We start from the raw sequence: 21,244 nt of genomic DNA on the forward strand, positions 1-21,244 counted from the left end.
AGCCGCTGCGTCTTGCCGTCCTTTATTCCGGTTCGTCTTCGCGTTCGGGTCGAAACGTCGATTCCCACCATTCGCGTCGAAGCGCGTCGAGGCTGCCGGGTGTCCATTTGAGCAGCGGCAGCTTGATATTCGCGCCGGCCAAGCTGATTTCGCCCTCTTCCCAATGATAGCCGGACTGATCGTAGATGCGCTGCTCGGTCGCGGCGATCGCTTGCGCGAGCGCCGCGATCGTGGTCGGCAGACCGGCGTTCCGGTGATGCTCGAGCGCGAGCGCAAGAAGCGGTATCGTCAACCGGATATAGGGAAAGTCCGGCGCGAAGACCTCGACGGCCCCGAAACAGGATCGCACCAGGACCGCATGGTGAGCTTCGAGTTTGCCGATCTTGCGGCCGATCGCCTTCTCGATCACCGCTCGCTGGACATCGTCCGCCAGGGCCTCAAACTTTTTGATCTGCCCGACACCCTCGCGAACCCGGTCCGCGAGGCGATCGGTGAGGCGTGCACCCTGCGGCGCCAGATTGCCCTTCGCCTGGAGGAGCAACACGCCGTCGTCGTTCGGGGAGGCGACGACCAGGTCGATCTGCCCGCCGGGGAATTTGACGTCCTCCACCACGATCCAGTCGCCGCCGCGGCGAAGCAGTTCGCCCGCGTGATGGAGAAGAACCGGCTCGAGCTCGTCCGAAACATCATTGTCGAAGGTCTTCTTGTCCTTCTTGGCAAAGGCATAGACCGCATTTCGTACCTGCAGGAACCCCATGACCATCAGCGGCGAGAAGAGGAGGCTGTCCTTGAAGCGGGCGAAGGGCGGGAAGAAGCCGTCGCCGCCCCAGTCGGTCGCGGGCACCTGCCGGAAATCGATCGAATAATATTCGAGGAAGCGTTCGACCTCGTCGGGCTGCACCATCGCCCCTGCGGCAAACAGGCCGATGAGGAAATCCTCTTTCATGTTGACCGACGCCCATTCAAGCGCCTCGGGCATAGCATCTTCGGGGAGCTCGCCCTTGATTACGAGCATATGCATCGCGGTCGCGACCTTCTCGCAGAATTCGGCGTAGGCGAGCACCGCCGAACGGATGAACAGGAAGCGCTGGCGGTCGAAGCCGAAGATATGGCCGATACTGGTGTCGGTAACGAGATCGGACTCGGCAAGGCCATGGCGATATTTATAGGCGTTCACCGCGACATATTGGGCGATGATCTGGAAATCGATCTCGGGAAGCTTGAAAATGAAGCGGGCGATCTCGGGTCCGATTACCCCGTCCCGTTCGGTGGGGAACGGAACCGCAAGCTCGCTGAGCGTGATATCCTTCGCCTGACCATCGCCGAACGCTGCGTCGCGGTGCGACAGCCGGAAGACATCCGCGGCTGGCATCTCGACCGTGTAATAGCCGCGGTGGACCTCGGGCATGATCTCCGAAAAATGCATATAGGCCAGCAGTTCGGTCAGGTCTGAGCCGTCGTGGAACCGCTCCGTGAAGGCGCCGATCGCGTCGTCTGCGCTGGCGCCATAGGGTTCGGGGACGAGATTGCGGATCAGTGGCAGGACATGCCCGAGACGCTGCATGATCACCTCGCCGATTTCGGGATTGCCGTCCCGGCCGAGCTGACGCGCGTGGAAACTTGTGAATATGAGATAATGCAGGCCCGCGAGGACTGCCCGCGCGGGCAACTGGAGGAGCGGCAGCGCCGTGATCGCCGCATCGGCCTCTTCCTCGAACGCCTTCAGCCTGTCGATCGGGCTTCGGTCCTTGGTCATGATCGTCCCTTCCTTGCGGGCATGGCCCGGCAGGGCGGCGTGCTTCGCGTCTCGCCGCGTCGGGGTCAATGCCGATCTGTCTCCGTCCCGGTGCGATCATGGCGGCAGGCGGGCCCGATTGGGCTTTCGCGCGCGGGGACCGGCTGACAAGATGTCGCCATGGACGACCCCGACCCCCGCTGGAAGCGCTTGGCGCGTTCCGCCGAATTCTGGATCCTGCTCGTGCTGATCGCGGGCTCGACCCTCTATGGCACCGGCCGCATGATCCTCTCGCTCATCCGCTAGCGAGCGCGCTGCTCAGCCGCTTCGCACCGTCTTGGAGTCAGTTCGCGCTGCACGCATGGCCGACTCCTGCTAAGCGCGCCGCCGTCCGCGGGACCTGCCGCGGCCCGGAGACGCGATACCGATGACGATAGCTTGCGAGGACAGGGCGGCGGTGCGTGCGTCGCGCGACCGGCTGCTACGCGAGCTCGAGGAGCTCGACCGGCTCGGCGAGTGGAACGCCGCCATCTCGCTCGACACCACGATCGAGAATCTGAGCGCGCGTCTCGGCGAGCCGACCGATCACCGCTTTGCCGCGCTCCTCCAGCGCTGGTGCACCAACTAGATCGGCAGCCGGCCGCCGCTCTCTTCCTGTGCTTCGAGAAACTCGTCCATCGTCGCGACGAAGGCGGCGTTGAGATGGACATGGATGCGCCGGCCATCATGCTCGTCGGCCGCGCGGATCAATATGCCCTTGTCGGTCATCGTCTTGATCCACCGTAGCGCCGTCGTCGCCGGCACCGCGGCGGCGATGCAGAGGCTCGAGATCGAGACCTGCCGGCCTTCCTGGTGCGCCGCATAGAGATCGAGCAGCACGTCCCACGCCGGGTCGGCGAAGAGCTCATGGCCGAAGGTGCGCTCGCGCCCGCGCCGCGCCGCGATGATCCGCCGCGCTATCTTCGCCTTGGCGAGACGGTCCTGACGATCCGCATGCGCCGTGTTGCCGACGATCTGCGGGCCGACGCCAATGCGCGCCGACGACCTCGGCCTTGCCGGCAGCGATGCCGCGATCGGCGCCGCCTCGCCGTTCGCTGCCGCGCCGCCGGTGACCAGCCGCAGCGAGCCCGCGATGATGTCGATCTCGCGCTCGAGCCGGTCGAGCCGGTCCTGCAATCCGCCCCCGGGACCATGTCCCGTCCCCTGTATCTGCTCCATCGCTGCCTCCCTTTGCCGCAGTGGAGCCAGTTTGACCCGCTTTGCTTCGGAAACGAGCCCGAGTTCTCGCCGCTTCGAACAAAACTCCACTTGCGCGATGAATCGCTTTCGCTTGAGCGACTCGAATCCCGCAGAATTGAGTCGCTTTGCTATTCTAGTCCTGTTCCGAAATGGTGCAGAAATGGAACCGATTTTACGGGCGCGCTATACCGCTGATTTGCCTTGGTTCTTGCTCTGTCCGTTGAGGTCATGCTTGCCGAGCCGTGAAAATGCCGCGAAAACTTGCTCCATGGACAGTCAAAATAGCTCCCCTGACGACGCGGCGGTGTGGGCGCGGCTCACCGACAAGCAGCGCGACTGTCTCGACCTCATCCTCGCGCGCAAGACCTCGAAGCAGATCGCGCGGATCCTCGGGATCGCGAAGCCGACGGTCGACCAGCGGATCGCCGCGGCGAAGACCATCCTCGGCGTCGCCGACCGCGACGAGGCCGCGATCGCCTACGGCCGGCTGAAGGCGATATATGATCGGATCACATATGATCCGGCACAGCTTCCGCCCTGGCCCGCGCTGGTGCCATCCGACTTCCAGGACGGAGACCCCGACGCGGTCCTCTCGCTCCACGACACGGTGTCGCGGAGCCTGGGCACCGGGAAGGGGTCCATGGGGGGCTTCCTTCCGTCCGGGGACATCTGGAGGCACGACCACGAGATACGGCAGAGGATCACGATCATGGTGGCGGGCCTTGTCGCGCTGATGATCGTCCTGCTCGCCGGCCTCGCGATCGCGCAGTCGCTCTCGCAGCTCTACTCCGGCTGACCCCTCACCCTTGTTGAAGCCTTGAGAACCGGCGGCGCCATGCGCTTTCCGGAGGGAGGAAGACCATGTCCATTCACCAAGCCGCCGAACAGATCCGTCGCGACGTTCCCGCCGCCGAGACCAGCATCGACGATGCGATCATCGCCATGTCGGCGCTCATGGCGAGCGTCGTCGCCGCGCGCCGCCACGCCGACGTGACGGCCAGCAAGGGGCATGCGACGATCAAGCGCATCGCCACCGCACAGCTCTCGCTCGTCGCCGTCAGCGGCGAAGTGCTGCGCGTTCACGGCGAGCTCGCCGACATGGGGCGCGAGCAGGCGGGGCTCGATGTCCACGAATGCCCGAAGACCGCGCAGGCGCGCCCGCACCTCGCCGCCGTCGCCTGAGCATTGACCGGGGCCGCGCGTCATGTTGGATAGCAAGCATGCGGATTGCCATCTTCCTCATCCTCCTGGCGGCGGCCCTCGGCTATGCGGCGTGGAAAGGCGGGGGGCCGGAGCGGAGCATGGCCGCGATCCTCGCGGCGATGCTGCTGGCCGACCAGGCGCTCCACCTCTTCATACCCGCGAGATTTGCGATGGTGGACACGGGCCATCTCGTGATCGACACAGCCGCAGCCATCGCGACGATCGCGCTGGCGCTGACTGCGCACCGCTTCTGGCCGATGGCCGCGGCGGTCCTCCAGACCTTGCCGCTCGTCGCGCATTTCAGCAGGGCGATCGACCTGGCGATGCACCCGGCGGCCTATCTGACGATGCAGGTCGCAGCCTCCTGGCTGCTGCCGCCACTCCTGGTCGCCGCAACCTGGCGCCACCAGCGACGCCTCTCGCGCTGCGGCAGCGATCGCTCCTGGCAGATCTCCTGGCGGCGATCGAACCCGAGCGCGCCGAAGACATCGTAGACACGCTGTTTCGCGAGTTCCGCACGCTCGGACGCATCTGGTCGCAGTCGCCCGAGGCGCTGGCGCGCGTCCTCGGCTCCGGCAGCCAGGCCGCGCAGCTGCTCCTTGCCGCCCGCGGCGCCATGCTCGGAGCGATGCAGTGCGAGCTCGATAGCGGGCCGATCGACGTCACCGACCCCTCGCTCGGACAATATCTCGTCGCCTCGATGGGGAGCCTCGGCGAGGAAGTGCTGCGGGTGCTGTTCCTCGACGCCGCCGGCCGTCTCGTGGCCGACGAGCAGATGCAGTGGGGCGGGCTCGCACAGGTTGCCCTCCATCCCCGCACGATCTTCCGCCGCGCGATGGAGATCGGCGCCGCCGGCGTGATCCTCGTCCACAATCATCCGAGCGGCGATGCAACGCCGAGCGCCGGCGATGTCGAGGTGACCGATCTGCTGCGCCGCATCGGTCAATCGCTCGAGGTCGCGATCATCGGCCATATCGTCGTGAGCGCGAGCGGCTGGCAGCATGTGCCGGCACCTGCCGACACCGCGCCCGCGGCCGCGGGCATGCGGCTGCGCGACGGGTCGGGATTTGCCGGCGACGCGGCGGCTATCGAGGCAGCCGCGCTCGCCAATGCGCAGCGCACGCTGCGCCGGCGCACGCTTCGCCGCACGCTGATCGGCCATGACGAATATTTCGGCGAACCGGCATGGGAGATGCTGATCGACCTCTTCATCCACGACTGCGAGGGCAAGGCGGTCTCGACGAGTTCGCTCTGTATCGCATCGGGCGCGCCGCCGACGACGGCGCTGCGGCTGCTGCACCGCCTCTGCGAGGCGGGCATAGTGGTGCGCCGCCGCGACATGCACGACGGGCGGCTGCAGCTCACCGAGCTTGCCCCCGAACTGCGCCACAAGCTTGTCGCCTATTTTGCGGCAGCCGCGTTCGACGAGAAATAGGCAGGGCCCAGGCATCGCGCCGGATCGGCGACATTCGCTGTGCAAGAGTGCCGCGCAGTTGATAGGAAGGGAGGGGGAGAGGCCCATGTTGAACTATCTGGTCCAGGTCGAGGCGGAGACCGAAAAGCGTGCCGCACAGAAGGCGCTGCAGGCCTCGGTCGAGGCGGCGCTGCGGCCGCAGGGCGTGCGCAAGATCGGCTTTCGCAGCGGCCACCGCGAGGAGCGGATTTTCTCGGACGGCGACGGCGGCCTCTTCTGCGCCTTCAGCGAGGATGAGGAGGCGAAGATCCCGCGGCGCTGGAACGCCTTCGGCATCTTCCAGGCCGACTGGCCGATGCAGTTCATCACCGTCGAGATCAATATTCCGCTGAAGTCGAACGGCGCGAGCGTCGCAGGCTTCTTCGCGCGCGACCCGCGCACCGGGGCCGTCTATCTGATGCACGATGGCGGGGTCGGCGGCGGCAAGAAGGGCGTGGGGCAGGGCGCTTTCCTCGCCTGGTCGGGACTCGAACTGGTCGAGGTCGACCGAAGCGAGGGCGGTCCGCGCGATGCGATCCTCGTCGGGCGGGTCGACGCGTCCGACCTCCCCTACCGGATCGAGCAGTTCGTCCGCACCGTGCGGGCGTTCAAGGATGCGGTCGACGATGGCTCGATCGACACGCCGGCGATGCAGAAGCGCATCGAGGAGTGGAACGACTATCGCCGCGAGAACTCGGGGCGGCGGCGCGGACGGCGGCGCTCCGAGATCGACTATATCTCCTATCATGGCGACATCGTCGACGCGCTGCGCGCCGAGCGCGAGGCTGCGAGAGCGAAGGGCGAGAAGATCCTGAACAGTCCGCTGGTCGATCTCTACGTGCGCGCGGGTTCGGCGCTTACCGAGGTCTACGAGGTGAAGACGAGCCTCGCGCGTCAGGCGATCTACACGGCGATCGGCCAGTTGGTCACGCATTCCGCGGGCGCGGGCGACGGCGTGCGCCGGGTGCTCGTCGTCCCCGAGGGCGAGCTTGCCGAAGACCTTGCGCGCTGCGTCCGCGCGCAGGGCTTCGAGCTTCGCCGCTTCCGGCTGACGGGGCACAAGCGCAAGCGGCGGGTGGAATTGATCTGAAGAGCCGAAGACGGGAAGGAGAGCGGGATGCCAGCGACGGGCAGCAAGCAGCACAGGGACCGCATATTGGTCTCGATCGGCGTGGCGCAGCCGGAAGAGCTGGACGAGCTGCCGGGGGTCCTTCTGGCGGCGGAGCGCATGGCCGCCTGGGGGGAGCAAAACGGATACAGGTCCGTCCATATCCATGACGGGCCGATCGGGAAGAAGGACAATCCGGTCACGCTCGAGCGGATCCGCGGCGAGGTCACGGCCGCGATCAAGGCGGTCCATGAGCACAGCGAATTGTCGCGGCTGATCATCTTCTTCGCAGGCCATGGCTCGGCGATCGACCGGCGCGACCAATATTGGCTCCTCTCGAACTGGTGGACCGACAGTAACGAGGCGATCAAGGTCAGCGGCCTCCAGCGCATCCTCGAATTCTACGGGCCCAGACAGGTGTCGATCATCGCCGACGCCTGCCAGGAGCTCGATGCCAAATTCATGGACGTGATCGGAAGCGCCGTCCTGCTGCGGCCGAAACCCGAGGAGGATCCCGAGCAATATGAGCTCGATCGCTTCCTCGCGGCCGATGCCGGCCTCAAGTCCTTCATGGTCAAGGCGACCGACGATACGGAGGCCTATTGCCTTTTCACCGAGGTTCTCCTCGACGCACTCGAGGGCGACGCGAAGAGCGCCTTCGTCAACACCGACAAGGGAAGCTGCGTCACCAGCGAGAGCCTCTATACCTATCTCAAGACCGAAGTGCCGCTTGCTGCCGGACGGCTCAACCTGGCCATGATCCCCCGGCCCTATCCGGGGTTCTTGACCGACAAGGTCTACCTAGAACGCAGCAGCCTGACCGCGCTCGGCGGCGGGGGTAACAAGGGCTTCGCGGGTGAGCTGCGCCGGTCGCGCGCCGCGCCCGCCGTCGAGCTCGAGCGCGCCGGCGGACCGCGCGATACCGACCGCATCGAGGCCGAGAAGGACGAACGCGACGAAAGGCGGCGGGGGATGCTGGAGGAAGCTGGCGACGCGCCACTGCCCGACAGCTTCGAAAGCGGCTGCGGCATAGCGCTCTGGGGCATTCCGGCGGTCAATGTGTCGGCTTCGGGGGCGCGCGTGGAGCCCAACCCGCACGAGCCCGAGCATTGGCATCGGCTCTGGCTCGATACGTTTGTGGACGGAGAGACCTGGGCCGACGTCGTCGTGGACCTGATCGACGGGCGATCGGCCTATGTGTGCGGCGTCGCCGGCTTCATATCGGCGCTCCATGTCTACTCGGAGGTGGAGGCGGGACTGCTGCACTATCGGGTCGGTCGCGGGCCGCCGGGGCCCGAGGCGCTCGACCTGCTTGCCAAGGCGAACGCCGGTCTCCTCGACGAGGCCTCGCTGATCAGCGCCGCCGCGAGGATTCGACTCATGAAGCACGAAATATTGACGATCGGCTGCATCTCGGCGCAATTCTATGACGCGGTGCGCGACGTCGAGAGCATCCGCCGCGTCGCATCCTATTATTGCGTTCATCGCCAGATCGTGCCGATCGATGTTGCCCTGCTCAGCGGCGGGCGTATCCATGCGGAGGGAGGCAAACTCTTTGTCGACATCGCGCCGACCAAGCGGCGCGAGCCGCGGACCGCCGACGAGCGCGGGCTCCCCTTCACCTATAGCGAAACCAAAGGCTGGCAGCGCGCGCCCGTTGGCGGCCGCGCGCCATGGATGCGCGCAGGCTGGGGTGCGGTCGAAACCGCCAATTACGATGCGAGTGCGCACCAGTGGCGTGATGCTGCGCTCGCAGTGCTGCCGCACCTTGCGCCCGGTCCCTTCTCGATGGTCAAGCCCGATGGGCGCGACGCTCTGGCGGCGTTGGTCGGGATCACAGATCGGTCGACCGAGACGCAATACGCCACCGCCGGCATGTAAGGAGCATCCTGATGCGCATGATCTTGGTCCACGGCATCAACCAGGAAGGCAAGAGCAGCGAGGTCATCCTCGACGAGTGGCTGCCCGTCCTCCGCGAGCATTTCGCGAAGCAGGATGTGAATCCGCTTGCGCAGCTCTCGCGGATCGATGCGGCCTTCTACGGGGACCGCCTCTCGGAGCTTGCGGAGGCCCCGGCGCGGGCCGTCGCCGTGGCGCAGGGTGTCGACGGCGGGTCGGACGATTTCGACCTGTTCGCGAAGGATGCGCTCGCAGAAATGGGCATCAAGATGGGAGCCACTTTCGAAGACTATGCGCGCGAGTCGGGCGATATCGCGGACCCGCTTGGCGCGGGAGTGCACAAGAAGTGGCTGAAAGCGGTGGCCCGCGTGATCGAAAGGGTCTCTCCGCTCAAGGGCAAGGTGGCGCTGCGTATCCTTGCGCAGGCGCATGCCTATATTCGCAATGATTATATCGCCGCGGAAATCGACAAGCTCGTCCGGCCGCTGTTCGAAGACGACGAACCCGCCATCGTCGTATCGCATTCGCTGGGTACGATCGTTTCCTACAAGATGCTGCGCACTTTCGCGAAGGAGACGAGACCGAGGGCATGTCCACTTTTCCTGACGCTCGGATCGCCGCTCGGGATCGACGTGGTCCGAAAGGGGTTCAAGCTGCCGCGGAACCGGCCAGCGCATGTCGAGCGCTGGGTCAATGGCGCCGATCCGGAGGATTTCGTATCGCTGCGAGTAGCGCTTACGTCCGATAGCGACGACGGCGTCAGTCGCAATATCGCGGACATCGAAAATGGGTACGACGATCCGCACTGCATCGCCGGCTATCTCGCCGACGAGCGTGTCGCCGAGGAAATTCGCTGTGCGATTCTCGGCCTGCCGGTGCCGGCAGGCTGAAGGAGCGCGGCGGCTGACGAGCGCACTCCGGCGGCGGCAGGCGCCGCCGGGGGGCGCACTGATGTCTGGCCGCGCGGGCGCACTTGGCTCCGCTTCCTTGCCGGGCGGCGGCTAGGCACAGGCCCGCACGCACGCCGCCCGGCTGCGGCTTCGCCAAGAGCGCGCTTGTCCTGCCGGCCCTTGCGAGCCGGCGCGCGTCGACCGGTTCGGCGAGGCTGCGGGGTCGGGCAATGCCATTGGACGCAGCTTCAATCTTCGTCCGGTTGGACCGGTCCCGCGAGGCGTTTCAGCGTCTCTTGGTCACGGGTGCCGCCGAACCAGCGGTCGAGGGCCGCGGCGATGATCGGCTTCGGCACCGCCGCTTCGAAAAGGGTGAGCGACGAGCGCAGCTTCGCAGCGTCGGTCTCGCCGAATATCCGGACCGGATCGCTGCCGGTTAGATCCTGGAGAGCGGTAACGCATTCGAGATAGCGCGCACCGAGGATGGGGTGAGCGAGATAGGCCTGCGCCTCTCCCAGGTCAGCGATCGCGTAGCGCCGTGCCATCGCGCTGCGGCCGAGGCCCGCTATTTGCGGGAAGATGAACCACATCCAATGGCTGCGCTTGGCGCCGCGCCGGATTTCCTCAAGCGCCCGGGAATAGAGCGGTGCCTGGGCCGCAACGAAGCGCTCGAGGCCGGCGCCGGCGCTCCATTCTGCTGCTGCAGTGCGATCGGGCGCGCCGCCGCTCATTGCGGCGTCAGCTGCGCGAGGCACGCGGCGATAGCCTGCCAGCGTTCGACGCCTTCGCGGTCGCCCGCGAGCGCGAGGGCGCCGATCCTCTCCGCGACGAAGCGAGGGGCGCCTGCCCCATGCTGCTTCTCGACGGCGAGCGCGCAGGCCCAGAGATGACGTTCCTCGGTGAGCATCAGAGCAGGCTCGGCATCTCGGGCGCGGGCGGCGGGGCGGAGGGTTTGCCGCGATTGCTCCACGGATCGTTTGTATGGTCGGCGACGAGCCGGTCGCCGGGATATTTGCGGACGAGCTTGATCGCCTCCTCGGCCGGCGCGCGCAGCCATATCTCATGCTCTTCAGGATGCAGGATGACCGGCATCCGGTCGTGGATGTCGAGCAGCTCGTCGGTCGCATCGACCATCACGCCGGTATAGGCATCGCCCCATTCGACCGTGGGACGCCAGAGTCCTGCCCAGGCGGCCAGCGGCTGGTCGGCGACGCTGATCCAGGTCTTGGTCATCGAGCCTTTCTCGCCGACGGCTTCGGCGAAGGCGGTGAAGGGGATGAGGCAGCGCTGGGCGGGATCGGTGTACCACTGCTTCCAGATGATCCAAAGCATGTCGTCGCGAGCGTTGTTGGTGTAGCCCGGCTTGTTGGGCAGCCCGGTCTTCTTGTTCTTCGAATGACGCGGGAAGCCCCAGGTCATCGACTGGAGGATCCGTCGTCCCTCGGCTTCGCGGACGACCATTCCCGAATAGCCGGGATAGACGTCCTCGGCGGTGTTGAACGCCTGCATCGGCGGGTCGACCCCGAAGTGTGCGGCGACCTCGGCCGCGCTCTTGCGCTCGGTGTAGAGATTGCACATCGGCGTCTTTCTAACAGCATCGGGCCGGGAGGGAAGGGCGCGGGCGGCTGGTCAGAGCAGGGCGCCCTGCGGGCGCGCGCTTGGCGGCAGCTTGCCGCTGCGCCACAGATCGTCGGTGTGCTCGACGATGAAACCCTCGCTCGGCGGGGGCGGACGGAACTGGAAACCGATGACGTCCTTGATCGAACCGTGGAGCCAGCGCTCATATTCATGGGGCAAGAGCAGCACGGGCATGCGGTCGTTGTAAGGATGAACGAGGCTGTTCGCGTCCATCGTCATGCCGGCATAGACCGGACCCATCTCGGGGCTGTTCCTGGCAAAGCCCGCCCAGGCCATGATCGGCTGGCCTTCCGCCGAGAACCAGCTGCGCCTCTTCTCGCCGGGCGCTCCATTGGGATTGGCGAAATGCGTGAGCGGGATGAGGCAGCGATATCTGGGCTCCACCACGAGCCCCTCCCACATCGGGTTGGTGAGGTCGGCGACGAGGCCGATGCGACCCGGCGGATCGCCGCGCCGCCGCATCTCGCGAGTGTGGCGCGGGAAGCCCCAGAGCATCTGGCGGAGATACCGGCGCCCGTTGGCCTCATGAACGACGAGGCCCGGGCACGCCTCGATCGTTTCCGATGGCACCGCGATGTCGGTGAAGCCGCCCGTGCCGAAATGATCGGCGACGTCGGCTGCGGTGGCGGCGAGGGTGTAGAGGCGGCTCATCGATAAGGCGTCACGCGAAGATTTTGGTCCATTGATCGACTTCTACCGCGAAACGCGCCGGATCGAAGCCGATTCTGTCACCGGTCGCGACGAGCGCGGCGCTGGCGCCCGCGGCGTCGCGCGAACGAAGATTTCAAGTCGCCCAACTATCAATTGTGAACGCTGGCTTATTGTCAATTTTAATAGTTATGTCCAGAAACGGATATATCTCGCGTTGACAACATAACGCACTAATTTTCAAATGTTTCGAGGGTCGCTTTGGAATCGACTCCACTATCGTAAAGAAGGGTCGCCGAATTATCTCATCGAGAACGACTCAAATACTGCGATTGCGGAGCCATCATCGAGATACCTGAAATAGCAGGGGCTCGATTTCAATTGAATGAAGGATATGCGATATGCAGAACGCTCTGATGGAATTGACGTTGCAAGAATTGGATTGCGTTTATGGCGGGGACGGCGAGCAAGGCCCACCCAATATTCCGCCGACGCCTCCGGGTGGCAATCCAGGTGGCCCGGTCGGGCCTTTTCCGCCTCAGCCTCCGCGGCCGACACCGATTATCATAATCAAGTTCTGATCCGATAGTATCGTGGGAGTTTCACGCGACATGATAAGGGGGACTCCCACGGTGCGCCTTTCGCCTTCGACCAGGAAAGTTCTGAACGGCTGCGGTCTATTCTTGGCTTTTGTGAGTTCTCTCGCGTCAGCTCAGCAAGACAGCGGCACGCAATGGAAATCCGAGGTTGCTCGACTGGTCTCGGGGCTCGATCAGCGCGCCGTGCTTTTCGATGGAGAAGGGCGCGGATTCCAATTTTCCGTCGTTGGCGATGAAATCCACCTATTCGCGGCAGGGACTAGAGGCGATCCAGTTGGAACCACTGTCTTTGACCGCCCGATAACGCGGTTGAACAGCGCAGCGTCGAGTCCCGGGCTTCGCTACTTGCCATCGGCTGGCAATACCATGCTGGCTTGGTTTTATGAGGATGGGAAGACGATCCTCCTTTCCTTCGAGCTGCGGGCGGGACGGCACCTATCCAAGACGGTTGCCATTGAAGGTTATATTTATCCGACGGCCTACTCGGACGGTTCAATAGGAGGCTTCTCGGGTGGGCCTTGGAAAATGCAATTCGACGTCGCGAAGGTAACTGACGCGGGGCTTGTCCCCGCCAGCGGCAACATCATGACGCCCCCCGGCGCGCCAGTTTACGTCATCGGCAATGCGGAGGCATCGCATGGCGACTCGATTATAAGGACGACGGCTTTCGCCAATTGGAGCGACGGCGACACAAAATATATTACCCAGCTCTCATCCGATGGCCTCAGTCGGGTATTCCGGCACTCTGATGCTTATGCGCCATTAGAATTGCTACCGAATAACGAGCTGATGATGCTCGACGCTTCAGAATGCCTGCTCAAATCACCCGCGGAAACCACCGATGCAGAATCGCGGAGCGAGCAAATCTGTTCCTCCAATATCGTAGCCGTGGCCCTGCCTGGCAATGGCGGCGCAATCGATACGGCGGCGAAGCGCACGATACGCCGATTTGCTGCTCCCGACCTCTTGCTGGCGACAACAAATCCAGCCAGCCTAAGCGATAAGTCTTCGATCAGCTTAATTGGCGATCTGGTGTTCACCGTATCGCGAAATGCCAAGGGGCCTCATTTAGACTGGGTCTCAATCACCGATCCGGCGCGCGGAGGACGGCTTGATCTTGAGGCGTCGGCAGGTGACAATATCTCCATTCTGCATCGCGATGACTTTTCGGGCCATCTGCAACTCGCTGTCGACGGTTTTCTTTCGCCGTTGAAATTTGTCAGCATCGCAATCGGAAAAGGTGGCAATTCAGACCCGTATGTCGGCGATATCGTCAAAGTTCGTCCGCCGACGTTTGCAGCGGAAAAGTTCAGCGTCTCGCCCATCGGAAGCGAAGCTGGCGGAGTTTCGGCGCTTCTCGTCTCCCAGGCGCCATCGCCCCACGGCAGGACATGCCGCGGTCGCGCGCTGATAGAGGTTTACGGCGGCTATGGCGTTACGACCCATTTGGACTATCTGACCAGCTATGGTCCCTACTGGCTGGAGCGAGGCAACAGCTACATTGCAGCTTTCGTGCGCGGTGGTGGCGACATGGGAGAGCAAGGCTATCGCCAAGGTATAAATGGGCATTTTACGGCATCCGTCGATGATCTCATTGCTATTGCAAAGGAAGCTCGGAAACGCGGTTGCTCGGATGTCACGGTCAAAGGAGCGAGCCACGGCGGCAATCTTGCCGCGCTTGCCGCGCTAAAGGCACCGGACAGCATCGACCGCGCCATCATCGACGAGTCGCCTCTCGACCTTGCGCGTGGACTAACTGCCGGTAGTTTCGATGCGAGCATCTATCCGACATTTCAGGATGAGGCCGCCAAGACTGCCTTCATGCGGCAGGCGTCGCCGCTTTCAGTCGTCGAACAATTTAAGTCGAAACGCCAGCCGTCGTTTCTTCTGCTCTATGGCGGTCGCGATGAAATCGCTCCTTCCTATCACGGAGAAGCGTTTGCGAAAGCCGCGAGGCAAAAGGGGATCGAGGTCGAATTGATAATTGACCCCAACCTTGCTCATGGCCCTCCGACGTCAGTCGACGGATATGCGGAACAAATGAGCCATATATTGTCATTCGCCAACCGTGGTCGATGAAACCGACCATCGCCGCTGTCCCCAAGGCATTTCCCTTCTTGTTTCGTCACCAAGCCCTTTCCCGGCGCATTGATCGCCTTTCGGGCGATGTCGCAATTGCAGTGCCGATATCATGGCAGAGCATCGGCTATCTGCTCTTCGTCGGCGTGGCGGTTGCGGTCGCGTTCTTGTCGCTTGCGAGCTATTCGCGGGTCGAAACCGTTGCCGGCACGATCACGCCCGACAAGGGCGTTGCCACAATCCTGCCAACACGCGGCGGCGTCATTGCCTCCTTGTCGGTTCGCGACGGTCAAACGGTCGAGGCGGGCACCGAGCTTGCGTCGATCCGCGCCGAGGAAGATAGCGCAAGCGGTGTTTCGACGGCGGCGCAGATTGCGGCAGCCGTCGACAATCAGGACACCAGCCTCGCCGCACAAATGACCGCCGCTTATGCCGCGTCGGACGCCCAACTGCGCCAACTGGCCGCGCAGCGCTCCGGCCTCACCGCCGAGATCAGCCAACTCCAATCGCAGATCGGCTTGCAGCGCGACCTCATCGAATCGGCACAGAAGGATTATGACCGCGCGAGCACCATCGCTGCGCGCGGTTTCATCAGCCAACGCGACTTGCAGGTGCGCGAAGAGACGCTGCTTGCTCGGCGACAAGGCCTGTCGCAATTGACGCAATCGCTCGCGGCGAAACATTCCGCCGTTGCGGAAGCCGAGCGGAGCGCGGCGCAGGTGAGCGCCCAGGCACGGGCGCAACATGCCAGCCTCGCAGCGAGCCGTGCCGAAGTTGCGCAGCAGGCAGCCAGCACGGCGGGATCACGCGCTTACGTCTTGCGTGCCCCTGTCGCGGGCAAGGTCACGGCGCTAACCGCGCGCATTGGACAGCCCGTCAGCACCCAGACGCCGCTGATGACCATCGTGCCGGCGGGATCGGTGCTGCGCGCCGAGCTGGCGGTGCCGAGCGCCGCAATCGGCTTTGTGAAGCCTGGGCAGACGGTGCGCCTGTCGGTCGATGCTTTTCCCTATCAGCGTTTCGGGACGGTGACGGGGAAGATTCTGACCGTCGCGACGAGTTCGATTGGAACCGCCGGTCCCAATGGAACGACCATTCCCGTTTATCCGGTCATGGTGGCGCTCGACGAGGCGGCGGTGTCGGCGTTCGGCCGAGACCAACCGCTGGTACCGGGGATGACGCTGACCGGGCGCATCGTGACCGAAAAGCAAAGCGTGCTGACATGGCTGTTCGAGCCCTTGTTCGCCGTGCAACGGCGGTAGAGGCGCTTCATGCTCGATCTTGGTTTTTTCACGCGCGCGCGGGTGCGCCTCGTTCGCCAGACCGAGATAGCCGAATGCGGCCTTGCATCGCTGACGATGGTAGCTGGCTATCACGGCCTCGACATCGACCTCGGCACGATGCGCCGCCGCTTCGCGCCCTCGCTACGCGGCGCAGCGCTGCGTTCGCTGATCGGGCTCGCCGACAGGATCGGGTTGACCCCGCGCGCGGTCAAGCTGCCGCTCGAACAGCTCGGCAATCTGCACGTTCCCTGCATCCTGCACTGGGACATGAACCATTATGTCGTGCTCGAGCGAGTGAAAGGCGACCGCGCGCTGGTCCACAACCCCGATGGACGTTCGACGTGGATGCCGATGGCAGAGGTCTCGAACCACTTCACCGGCGTCGCGCTCGAACTTCGGCCGAGCGACAATTTTGAGACCGGAAAGCAGCGCGAGCGGCTGAAATTGTCGCAGCTCTGGCGGCGCATGACAGGCATGAAGCGCGCCCTCGCGCAGGTGCTCGTGCTCAGTCTCGTGCTGCAGGCCTTCGTGCTTGCCTCGCCCTATTATATGCAGATTGCGATCGACAATGCGCTGCCCGCACTCGACAAGGATCTGCTCACCGTCCTCGCGCTCGGCTTCGGGCTATTCACGCTGATCAACGCGGCGGCGACGCTGCTGCGCTCGTTCGTGCTGCTCGTCGCGGGCACGACACTCGGGTTCGGGCTCGCGTCGAACATTGCGCGACGCCTGTTCCGCTTGCCGATCGACTGGTTCGAGAAGCGGCATGCAGGCGATATACTCTCGCGCTTCCAGTCGATCCTGCCGATCCAGAATATGCTGACACAAGGCGCGGTTGCCGCGCTCGTCGATGGCGCAATGGCGATCCTGACCTTGGCGCTGATGGTCTGGTACAGTCCGCTGCTCACCTTCGTCGCGCTAGTCGCCTTCGCCCTCTACGGTATTGTGCGCTTCGTCTCCTTCTCCTTCGAGCGCGAAGCCCAGGAGGCGGCGATCATCGCCGGCGGCAAGGAGCAGACGATGCTCATCGAAACGCTGCGCGGCATGACGACGCTGCGCCTGTTCGGCCGCGAGACGTTGCGCCACGCCCTCTGGCAGACGCGGCTCACCGACGCCGTCAACGCCGACGTACGCGTCGCGCGCATCGCCATCTGGCAGCAGACCGCGAACGTCCTGATCTTCGGGATCGAGAATATCGTCACCATCTGGCTCGCGATCGGCTTCGCGATCGACGGCGCCGGGTTCAGCGTCGGCATGGTCTTTGCGTACTTGGCCTACAAGACCCAGTTCATTCAGAAGGCGGCAGCACTGATCGACCAGGGCATCGCGTTCAAGATGCTCGGGCTGCACCTTGAGCGCCTGTCGGACATTGCGCTCTCCGAGGAGGACAAGAGCTTCGGGGCCAGCGCCGGCATCGAGACGGGCCTCAAGGGCCGGATCGAACTGCATGAAGTTTTCTATCGTTACGCTCCGAGCGATCCGCTCGTCCTTGAAGGCGTCAATCTTACCGTAGAGCCCGGCGAGCATGTCGCGATTACCGGCCCGTCGGGCGGCGGCAAATCGACGCTGGTCAAGCTGCTGCTCGGGCTCGTTGAGCCTGATAGCGGCGAGGTGCTGGTCGATGGCCTGCCGCTCGCGCGTTTCGGCTACAAGAGCTTTCACGAGCAGGTTGCGGCGGTGTTGCAGGAGGACAGTCTGTTCGCCGGCACGCTCGCCGACAATATCGCGCTGTTCGACGAATCGGTCGATAGGGAGCGCGTCGTCGCTTCAGCCGTGGCGGCGTCGATCCACGACGACATAGCCCACATGCCGATGCAATATGAAACGCTGGTCGGCGAGATGGGATCAACGCTATCGGGTGGTCAAAAGCAGCGCATCTTGCTCGCGCGCGCGCTTTACCGGCAACCCAAAATCCTTATCATGGACGAGGGCACCGCCCATCTAGACGCGGCGCACGAACAAGCGGTCAACGCCGCCATCGGCGCGATGGGCATCACCCGCATCATCATCGCGCACCGCAGGGAAACGATCGAGATTGCCGAACGCATTCTCGTGATGATCGCGGGGAAGCTTCACGAAATTTCGCGAGATGAACTTCCGCCCCGGTAGACCTTCGTGAAATACGGTGAAGCCAGCGAAGGGGCAACTGAGCGAAATGCCTAATGGCGCGCGTTCATATCGCGATCTCAAGGGAGCAGACGCCGCCGCAGAGGCAGAAGGCGCGGCAGACGACATCGAGACCGCAGCTTGGACGGCCGAAATGCCGAACAGCGCAGGACCGTGGCGGCTCACCGTCCCGCCATCCGGTCGGCATCGACGACGGCGCGCGCGAAATCCTGCGGTGCTTCCTGCGGCAGATTATGCCCGATGCCGCCCTCGCTCGTCCGGTGCTCATAAGCGCCGGTAAATTTGGCGCGATAATCCTGCGGCTGGGGATGCGGCGCGCCATTGTCGTCGCCTTCGAGCGTGATCGTCGGCACCGCGATCGTCGGAAAGGTCGCGAGCTTCGCTTCGATCGCATCATAACGTGCTTCGCCTTTGGCAAGACCCAGCCGCCAGCGATAATTGTGGATGCTGATCGCGACATGATCGGGGTTGTCGAGCGCCGCTGCCGATCGCGCGAACACCGCCTCGTCGAACGCCCAGTGCGGTGACGCCGTTTTCCAGATCAGCCTCGCGAATTCACGCGTGTTGGCGGCATAGCCCTGCCGCCCCCGTTCGGTCGCGAAATAATATTGATACCACCAGCGCCGCTCGGCCTCGGGCGACAGTGGCTTGGCACCCGCTGCCTGGCTGCCGATCAGATAGCCGCTGACCGACACAAGCGCGCGGACGCGTTCGGGATGCAGGGCCGCGAGGATGCACGCAGTCCGCGCGCCCCAGTCGCACCCGCCGACAATCGCCTGGCTGATCCCGAGCGCATCGAGAAAGTCGATAGCGTCCATAGCGAGAGCCGCCTGCTGCCCGTTGCGCAGGGTGACATCTGACAGAAAGCGTGTCGCGCCATAGCCGCGCAGATAGGGCACAAGAACGCGGTAGCCCTGCGCCCCCAATATCTGCGCGGCATCGGCATAGGTATGGATGTCATATGGCCAGCCGTGGATGAGCAGCACCGGCGCACCGCTCGCGGGGCCGACTTCCGCATAGGCGATATCGAGCAAGCTCGTGCGGATATGCTTGAGCGGCCCGAAGTCGGCAGGCGCGGCCGCAATCGTGGGCTCGGGAACCGCAAGAACCATGATCGCAGCGGATCCGGCCAGCGCCTGCGCCAGGAAGCCGCGTCGATCGGTGTTCTGAAACCGGGGCATCATCGTCTCCTTTGTTTCATCAGGGAATGAGCAGCAGCTTGCCGGTGCTCCGGCGGCTTTCGATGTCGGCATGCGCGCGCGCCGCATCGGCAAGCGGATAGACACCGCCTATTTCGGCGCGCAGCTTTCCGTCCATAATCCATTGGAATAATTGCGCTGTGCGTTCGCGTAGCAATGCGGGCGTCGGTATGTGGTCGGAAAAGACCGCATAACCGAGCTTGATACTCCTCGGCAGGCTCATGATGTCGATGGGCCCCGGTCCGCCGAGCACCGGCCCAAACCAGCAGAAGGTGCCCGAGCGCCGGAGCGAAGCGAGCGAGTCCGCGAATGTCGCGGGACCGGAGCCGTCGAAAACGACGTTCACGCCCCCGTTGCCAGTCAGCGCAAGGACGCGGTCCGCGAAATTCCCCTCGGCATCGACGATGACATGGTCGGCGCCAGCGCTGCGCGCTGCTTCGACTTTCGCCGCGCTCGACACGCGCCCGATTACCGTGCCGCCGCGCAGCTTGACGATCTGCGTGAGCAGCATGCCGAGACCGCCCGCCGCGGCATGGACGAGCGCGATGTCACCGGGCTGCACCGGATAGAAGTCGGTTGCAAAGTGGCTGGCGGTCAGGCCCTGCATCATGATTGCCGCCGCCGTGCGGTCGTCGATCGCGTCGGGAATCCGAACGAGGGCGTCCTCCGGCACCTCGAGCTGCTCGGCATAGCTTCCGGGCGCATACACCCACGCGACGCGATCACCGATCGCAAGGCCGGTAACGCCCTCGCCGAGCGCCACTACGCGTCCGGCGCCTTCGACGCCGATCACTTTGGGGTCGGGGACATCGGTCCAGGCCATCCCGCGGCGCACCCCGATGTCCATGAAATTGACGCCCGCGGCGGCGATCTCGACGACTACATTCCCCGGACCAGGCGCTGGCCTGGGGACGTCGACCAGGTCGAGGCCGCCATTAGGCGATGTCATTGCAATGGCTTTCATTTCATCTTCCTTATTGAATGATCGTTCCAAAAGTGATCAAAAAAGGGGATCAGCGGAGCGCGCGAAGCGTCAACTCTCCCAGGCTTTTCAGATGCTCGGCACTCGCCCCGCCGCGCGCGGCGATCCTGATGCCCGAGAAGCTCGCCACGAACCATGTAGCAACGGTATCGGGGTCCAGATCGACGGCGATATCGCCATCGGCCTGCGCCGCCTCGACCTGAGCGACGATTGCTGTGCGAAGCGAATGATCGGCTGCCGCGCGGATTTCATTGAGCGCGGGCCAGGATGTCCCGAGTTCGGCGACTGAGTTTACTCCCAAACAAGGCAGGCCGGCTTCGCGGACGACGCGGTCGACCATTGCGCGAATGCCGTCGATCGCGCGGTCGCCGGTCCGAAGCGCTGCCCGGTGAGCCTGGGTCTCGTTGCGCGAATACCGGCGCACGGCGGCGTTGTAGAGTGCAGCCTTGTCACCAAAGCTGTTATAGAGGCTTTGCCGCCCGATCCCCATCGCATCGACCAGCATCTGCGCCGACGTGCCTTCATAGCCATGCTCACGAAACACGCCGATTGCTGCGTCAAGCGCCATATCATCGTCAAAGGTCTTCGGTCTCGCCATGAGTCGAACATAGAGGTTATGGAACGTTTGTTCAATAAAGATTTTGATGTGCGCGATCGTCCATTCTTAAGTCACCACTGGCCGATTTCGGACTGGCAGGTTGCGGCGAGGTACCCGGCTATGGCTGTCGTTCCCTCTCCATTTTGACATGTCAGCCAGCGCCAACAAAGCGGAGTTTCTACGTTCGGATCTCTCCGGCAGAAGTCGCCTTTCATTCTTGCCCGACGAATACGCCGCCCCTTACGCGTGACGACCTGATCGAGCACGACCGGTGCTTCGTCCTCACGCCACAGATCGGCATTGCTCGCGAGCGTCTCGTAGACCAGGCCGACAATCTCGGCCTGACTCGGAAAGCGCAGGTCGCTTCGATAGAAATCCTCATAAATCTTCACGGGCACTGCCTCATAGAGGTGCCGGTTCGAGCCCGAGAAGAGCGTGAATATATCGGCGTTGAGCTGATCAAACGTTAGCGATGCGAGCACCCCACCTCGACGCTGTCGATCTGATCGCCAAGATGGCGGCTGGTGATTTGGCTTGGGGATTGATGTGGCTTTGGACGAAGAG

Annotated in this window: 22 protein-coding genes and 1 pseudogene; 12 read left to right on the top strand and 11 right to left on the bottom strand. The window is 64.0% G+C overall.

Annotation, left to right across the window (positions count from 1 at the left end):
* Positions 1–22: 22 nt before the first annotated feature.
* Positions 23–1,756 (bottom strand): nuclease-related domain-containing protein, encoded by a 1,734-nt coding sequence (locus ATE71_RS07465; protein ID WP_152998677.1) that lies wholly within the window; start codon positions 1,754–1,756, stop codon positions 23–25.
* A 159-nt stretch (positions 1,757–1,915) separates the two neighbouring features.
* On the opposite strand from ATE71_RS07465, the gene ATE71_RS22835 reads away from it, so the two are divergent.
* Together ATE71_RS22835 and ATE71_RS22060 are read left to right on the top strand one after the other, a co-directional pair.
* Entirely contained in the window at positions 1,916–2,041 is a 126-nt protein-coding gene (locus tag ATE71_RS22835) for a cytochrome c oxidase subunit 7 (RefSeq protein WP_235587946.1), read from the top strand.
* A gap of 121 nt (positions 2,042–2,162) precedes the next feature.
* The gene (locus tag ATE71_RS22060; RefSeq protein WP_152998678.1) at positions 2,163–2,363 is read left to right on the top strand and encodes a hypothetical protein; all 201 of its coding nucleotides are present in this window, start codon (positions 2,163–2,165) and stop codon (positions 2,361–2,363) included.
* Here the strand turns inward: ATE71_RS22060 and ATE71_RS07470 are convergent.
* The gene (locus ATE71_RS07470; RefSeq protein WP_152998679.1) at positions 2,360–2,953 is read right to left on the bottom strand and encodes a winged helix DNA-binding protein; all 594 of its coding nucleotides are present in this window, start codon (positions 2,951–2,953) and stop codon (positions 2,360–2,362) included. The two genes, ATE71_RS22060 and ATE71_RS07470, sit on opposite strands and share 4 nt — an antisense overlap.
* 289 nt (positions 2,954–3,242) lie before the next feature.
* Between ATE71_RS07470 and ATE71_RS07475 the strand changes: the two genes are divergently transcribed.
* The 7 genes from ATE71_RS07475 to ATE71_RS07505 all read left to right on the top strand — a co-directional run bounded on the left by ATE71_RS07475 (position 3,243) and on the right by ATE71_RS07505 (position 9,527).
* Entirely contained in the window at positions 3,243–3,770 is a 528-nt protein-coding gene (locus ATE71_RS07475) for a helix-turn-helix domain-containing protein (RefSeq protein ID WP_058802815.1), read from the top strand.
* A 65-nt stretch (positions 3,771–3,835) separates the two neighbouring features.
* Positions 3,836–4,156: a hypothetical protein gene (locus tag ATE71_RS07480; protein ID WP_058802817.1), complete on the top strand. Its 321-nt coding sequence runs from the start codon at positions 3,836–3,838 to the stop codon at positions 4,154–4,156.
* Between the two features lie 38 nt (positions 4,157–4,194).
* Positions 4,195–4,671: a hypothetical protein gene (locus ATE71_RS22065; RefSeq protein WP_058802820.1), complete on the top strand. Its 477-nt coding sequence runs from the start codon at positions 4,195–4,197 to the stop codon at positions 4,669–4,671.
* Between the two features lie 134 nt (positions 4,672–4,805).
* On the top strand, positions 4,806–5,612 hold the full coding sequence (locus ATE71_RS22070) for a JAB domain-containing protein (RefSeq protein ID WP_235587947.1): 807 nt from the start codon (positions 4,806–4,808) through the stop codon (positions 5,610–5,612).
* Positions 5,613–5,697: 85 nt separating this feature from the next.
* The gene (locus ATE71_RS22465; protein ID WP_058802821.1) at positions 5,698–6,720 is read left to right on the top strand and encodes a hypothetical protein; all 1,023 of its coding nucleotides are present in this window, start codon (positions 5,698–5,700) and stop codon (positions 6,718–6,720) included.
* 27 nt (positions 6,721–6,747) lie between these two features.
* Complete coding sequence (locus tag ATE71_RS07500; protein ID WP_058802822.1) at positions 6,748–8,619, top strand: caspase family protein; 1,872 nt, start codon at positions 6,748–6,750, stop codon at positions 8,617–8,619.
* A gap of 11 nt (positions 8,620–8,630) precedes the next feature.
* Positions 8,631–9,527, top strand: a complete 897-nt coding sequence (locus ATE71_RS07505) for a hypothetical protein (RefSeq protein WP_058802824.1) — start codon at positions 8,631–8,633, stop codon at positions 9,525–9,527.
* A gap of 248 nt (positions 9,528–9,775) precedes the next feature.
* Here the strand turns inward: ATE71_RS07505 and ATE71_RS07510 are convergent, their stop codons facing one another.
* The 5 genes from ATE71_RS07510 to ATE71_RS23025 form a co-directional block, all read right to left on the bottom strand.
* Positions 9,776–10,258 (bottom strand): DUF1810 domain-containing protein, encoded by a 483-nt coding sequence (locus ATE71_RS07510; RefSeq protein WP_058802825.1) that lies wholly within the window; start codon positions 10,256–10,258, stop codon positions 9,776–9,778.
* Complete coding sequence (locus ATE71_RS07515) at positions 10,255–10,434, bottom strand: DUF6961 family protein (protein WP_058802827.1); 180 nt, start codon at positions 10,432–10,434, stop codon at positions 10,255–10,257. Before ATE71_RS07515 ends, ATE71_RS07510 begins: the two co-directional genes overlap by 4 nt.
* A complete protein-coding gene (locus ATE71_RS07520) occupies positions 10,434–11,105 on the bottom strand; it encodes an SOS response-associated peptidase (protein ID WP_058802828.1) in 672 nt (223 codons plus the stop codon). The genes ATE71_RS07515 and ATE71_RS07520 overlap by 1 nt, the downstream gene beginning before the upstream one ends.
* A 51-nt stretch (positions 11,106–11,156) precedes the next feature.
* Positions 11,157–11,816 (bottom strand): SOS response-associated peptidase family protein, encoded by a 660-nt coding sequence (locus tag ATE71_RS07525; protein ID WP_058802830.1) that lies wholly within the window; start codon positions 11,814–11,816, stop codon positions 11,157–11,159.
* 704 nt (positions 11,817–12,520) lie between these two features.
* On the bottom strand, positions 12,521–12,655 hold the full coding sequence (locus tag ATE71_RS23025) for a hypothetical protein (protein ID WP_268801414.1): 135 nt from the start codon (positions 12,653–12,655) through the stop codon (positions 12,521–12,523).
* A 123-nt stretch (positions 12,656–12,778) separates the two neighbouring features.
* Between ATE71_RS23025 and ATE71_RS07535 the strand changes: the two genes are divergently transcribed.
* From ATE71_RS07535 to ATE71_RS07545, 3 genes are read left to right on the top strand one after another with little or no spacing between them, the layout of a single operon-like run.
* Complete coding sequence (locus ATE71_RS07535) at positions 12,779–14,491, top strand: prolyl oligopeptidase family serine peptidase (protein ID WP_160328023.1); 1,713 nt, start codon at positions 12,779–12,781, stop codon at positions 14,489–14,491.
* Entirely contained in the window at positions 14,488–15,753 is a 1,266-nt protein-coding gene (locus ATE71_RS07540) for an HlyD family secretion protein (protein WP_235587948.1), read from the top strand. The genes ATE71_RS07535 and ATE71_RS07540 overlap by 4 nt, the downstream gene beginning before the upstream one ends.
* 9 nt (positions 15,754–15,762) lie before the next feature.
* Positions 15,763–17,883, top strand: a complete 2,121-nt coding sequence (locus tag ATE71_RS07545; RefSeq protein ID WP_058802836.1) for a peptidase domain-containing ABC transporter — start codon at positions 15,763–15,765, stop codon at positions 17,881–17,883.
* 179 nt (positions 17,884–18,062) lie between these two features.
* On the opposite strand, the gene ATE71_RS07550 is transcribed toward ATE71_RS07545, so the two are convergent.
* From ATE71_RS07550 to ATE71_RS07565, 4 genes and pseudogenes are all read right to left on the bottom strand, one after another.
* Positions 18,063–19,085 (bottom strand): alpha/beta fold hydrolase, encoded by a 1,023-nt coding sequence (locus ATE71_RS07550; RefSeq protein ID WP_152998681.1) that lies wholly within the window; start codon positions 19,083–19,085, stop codon positions 18,063–18,065.
* A gap of 16 nt (positions 19,086–19,101) precedes the next feature.
* Positions 19,102–20,064, bottom strand: coding sequence for a quinone oxidoreductase family protein (locus ATE71_RS07555; RefSeq protein ID WP_058802838.1), 963 nt, complete (start codon positions 20,062–20,064; stop codon positions 19,102–19,104).
* Positions 20,065–20,113: 49 nt separating this feature from the next.
* Positions 20,114–20,680: a TetR/AcrR family transcriptional regulator gene (locus ATE71_RS07560; RefSeq protein ID WP_058802840.1), complete on the bottom strand. Its 567-nt coding sequence runs from the start codon at positions 20,678–20,680 to the stop codon at positions 20,114–20,116.
* Between the two features lie 71 nt (positions 20,681–20,751).
* Positions 20,752–21,244 (bottom strand): annotated as a pseudogene (locus ATE71_RS07565) (hypothetical protein); the annotation flags it as partial.

Origin of the sequence: Sphingopyxis sp. H115 (assembly GCF_001468465.1) — a bacterium.
Classification (GTDB): domain Bacteria; phylum Pseudomonadota; class Alphaproteobacteria; order Sphingomonadales; family Sphingomonadaceae; genus Sphingopyxis.